The organism is Paracoccus cavernae, assembly GCF_042430175.1.
Lineage (GTDB): Bacteria > Pseudomonadota > Alphaproteobacteria > Rhodobacterales > Rhodobacteraceae > Paracoccus > Paracoccus cavernae.
On sequence record NZ_JBHMDZ010000004.1, the window covers coordinates 1 to 3481 of the forward strand.

The following is a 3481-nucleotide window of genomic DNA, read 5'->3' on the forward strand; positions in this document are numbered from 1 at the left end:
ATAACCTGAAGGTCACAGGTTCAAATCCTGTCCCCGCAACCAATACTAATTCTTCAATAATATCAACGGCCTCGATGCTCATGAACCGCGCCGGGTTTGCCGGAGGCTCCAACTCCTGAGTAAGGTGGAGCATCATGAGCAAGACAACGAACAAGTTTTCCCCTGAGGTTCGCGAACGCGCGGTGCGTTTGGTTTTCGACAATGTGGGTCAGCATGGATCGCGATGGCAGGCGATCATGTCGATTGCCCCGTCCACCTATTACGATCATCTGGCCAAGCGATCCGATCCTGCACGGTTGTCCGATCGGGCACGCCGGGATGCGGCATTGCAGCCAGAGATCCGGCGCGTGTTCGAGGCGAACTATCAGGTCTATGGTGTGTGCAAGGTTTGGCGGCAACTGCGCCGTGAGGGGTTTGAGGTTGCCCGCTGCACCGTTGGCCGGTTGATGAAGATCATGGGTATTCAGGGCGTTATCAGGGGCAAGCCGCATCGGACGACGATCCAAGACAAGAAGCAGCCTTGCCCGCTGGATAAGGTGAACCGCCAGTTCCGGATGCCCGTCCCGAATATGTTGTGGGTCAGCGACTTCACTTATGTCGCGACCTGGAGGGGCTTCGCTTACCCTCGGGCCATGCCCTTGAACCAGTGGCGGGCAAGCCCTCGACTTATGTCATCGATGCCTATGCCCGTAAGATCGTCGGCTGGCGCGTCAGCACCACGGCTCATGCCGGCTTCGTTCTCGACGCCTTGGAACAGGCTGTCCATGACAGACGTCCGGCAAAAGGGATGGGGCTGGTTCATCACAGCGACAGGGGATCGCAATACCTGTCCATTCGCTACAGTGAGCGGCTCGCAGAAGCCGGCATCGAACCCTCGGTGGGCAGCGTTGGCGACAGCTATGACAATGCCCTGGCCGAAACGATCAACGACCTTTTCAAGGCAGAGGTCATTCACCGGCGCGGACCATGGCGCAGCTTCGAAGCCGTCGAATATTCCACGCTGGAATGGGTCGACTGGTTCAACAACCGCCGCCTGCTCGAGCCAATCGGGAACATCCCGCCAGCCGAGGCAGAGGCGAACTTCTATGCAGCTCTGGAAACTGAAGCCATGGCCGCGTAACTAACGACAATCAGCCTCCGGTAAACCCGGCGCGGTTCAATGGTGACCGAGCCGTCATTGCCCTTTTGCCCGCAAGGCTAGCGGCACCATGGAATGGATCGAACCGGCCGCGCCTTCGGTCTGCACCTCTCCGATGCGCAACTCGACCTGCGCGGTATCTGTACAGCCCTTGGTAAATCTGTCGAGGGGTGGTGCGGTCTCCGTATCAAAATAGCTCCAGGCGCGCAGGTATTCCTGCCGGTTGATGGCGCTATAGAGCGAGGTGACCACCCGCTCGGGCGAGGAGCGATCGTCGATATAGTGATCCGTCGGCGGCCCCGACTGCGCTGCTGTGGTAATGGCGAGGCTCAAGTTGATGGGGAGGGTAAGGCGCAAGGGCAGGTTTCCGGATCGAGCTTATCGGACTCGGAACAGGTTCGGCGCCGATTTGTTCCCTGCCTTCCCGACCAAGTAGCAATTGTGCAGAAGAGGCCGATCGCAGACGCGGTGATGATCCTACCAGTGCTCCTCCCGGTACAGGGCGACCGGCTGTCCAGGGCTGTTGATTTCCGTCGAGACGTGACCCGGTTTTTCCACCGAGAACTGACCCACCTTTAGATTATGCGAAGCGGGTCATGGTTGGGTCAAGTCATCGCAACCTCCTTCTTCTTTCGGGCTGCTGCTTCGGTGCTGGCTTTGAAGCGGAAGCTGTCGTTACCTGTTTCCAGGTCGAGCCATTGCGGCGCCATTGGTTCGAGCCCAATGGCGAGGGACAACGGTGAGTAAGCCGATCGAGCAGCGCCGTGGTCATCTTGGCGTCGCCAAAGACCGTGGCCCATTCGCTGAAGCTCAGATTTGTGGTGATGATGACGCTGGTGCGTTCGTAAAGCTTGCTCAGCAGATGGAAGAGCAGTGCGCCGCCTGAGGCGCTGAACGGCAGGTAACCCAGCTCGTCGAGGATCACGAGGTCGAGGCGCACAAGGGTNCTCGATGGTCGAGAAGAACCGCACCTTGCGGCGGTGATGCTCAATGGCCTGGATGCCAAGCGCGGTCGCAACATCGGTCTTTCCGGTGCCGGGTCCACCAATTAGCACGATATTCTGCGCCCCCTCCATGAACTCGCATCGATGGAGCTGGCGCACCGTGGCTTCATTCATCTCGCTGCTTGAGAAGTCGAAGCCCGACAGGTCTTTGTAGGCCGGAAAGCGTGCCGCTTTTATATGATAGGCAATCGACTGAACCTCTCGTTCGGCCATCTCCGCCTTCAACAGCTGGGTTAGGATCGGGACTGCCGCTTCGAATGCAGGCGCGCCTTGCTCAATCAAATCGGTCACGGCCTGCGCCATGCCATGCATCTTGAGGCTGCGAAGCATGATAATGCCCAGCCTGAAAAATGGGCCGCTGGCGGGATCATGACGCATGGCGGCCTCCGGTGTTATGGGCCCGCAGATCGTCGTGAGCCGCCGACATTTGCCTTAGGCTCGCGGCGCAGCGCGAGCGCTTGGGGCGTATCGATGAGCGGCCCATCGTTGGTTTTGCCATCAATCAGGCGATGGAGGATATTCAGCACATGTGTCTTGGTGGCGACCCCTTCGGCCAAAGCCAGTTCCACAGCGGTCAGAACAGCTTGCTCGTCATGGTGCAGGACCAATGCAAGGATATCGACCATCTCGCGGTCTCCACTTGAATCCTGACGGCAGTTCGGCAAACGGAGCGCCATTCCTAAGCGCGCCAGGTTTGCGGCTCGGATGACCGCCAAATAATGCCGCCAGTCGTAGACCGTTTGCGGCGGTAGTTGGTGGGAGCGGTCAATCCGCCGTGCATGCTCGCATAGGATCTGGCCCTCTGCGGCGATGACGAGCCGGTCAGGATAGACGCGGAGACTGACAGGGCGGTTCGCGAACGACGCCGGCACGCTGTAGCGAGTGCGCTCGAAGCTGATCAGACAGGTGGGAGAGACGCGCTTGCTCCATTCGATGAAGCCATCGAAGGCCGGCGGAACCGGCATCAACGCGGTCTGTTCCTCAGCCCAGGCATCGGCAACACTTCCAGCCAGACGGCCATGCGGGATCTCCTGCCAGAGCGCCTTGCAGCGCTGTTCCAGCCAATCATTCAGCGCCGCGAGATCGGGAAAGTCCGGCCCAAGCTTCAGAAAGTGGGGCTGCCAAAGCCGCGGTCGTGCATCCTGGACGTTCTTCTCGACCTGACCGCTCGACATTGGGCTTGAACCAATGGCGCCACAAGGGCTCGCCCCAACCTGCGGCCGGATTGCAGAATTCCGGCTCGAAGACATAATGGTTGGCCATGGCGAGGAAACGCAAGTTGACCTGACGCTCCTTGCCGCGCCCGATCCGATCCACCGCTGTCTTCGTTCGGCATGGC

The 3481-nt window shown here is 59.6% G+C and carries 1 protein-coding gene and 3 pseudogenes; 1 reads left to right on the plus strand and 3 read right to left on the minus strand.

Annotation, left to right across the window (positions count from 1 at the left end):
• Nucleotides 1–134 precede the first annotated feature (134 nt).
• A pseudogene (locus ACFFUC_RS05435) lies at nt 135–1120 on the plus strand (IS3 family transposase).
• Between the two features lie 54 nt (nt 1121–1174).
• On the opposite strand, the gene ACFFUC_RS05440 reads toward ACFFUC_RS05435, so the two are convergent.
• From ACFFUC_RS05440 to ACFFUC_RS05450, 3 genes and pseudogenes are all read right to left on the minus strand, one after another.
• Complete coding sequence (locus ACFFUC_RS05440) at nt 1175–1495, minus strand: hypothetical protein (RefSeq protein ID WP_377684290.1); 321 nt, start codon at nt 1493–1495, stop codon at nt 1175–1177.
• A gap of 248 nt (nt 1496–1743) precedes the next feature.
• Nucleotides 1744–2520, minus strand: a pseudogene (locus tag ACFFUC_RS05445) (ATP-binding protein).
• Nucleotides 2510–3481 (minus strand): annotated as a pseudogene (locus ACFFUC_RS05450) (Mu transposase domain-containing protein); the annotation flags it as partial. The pseudogenes ACFFUC_RS05450 and ACFFUC_RS05445, both read right to left, overlap by 11 nt.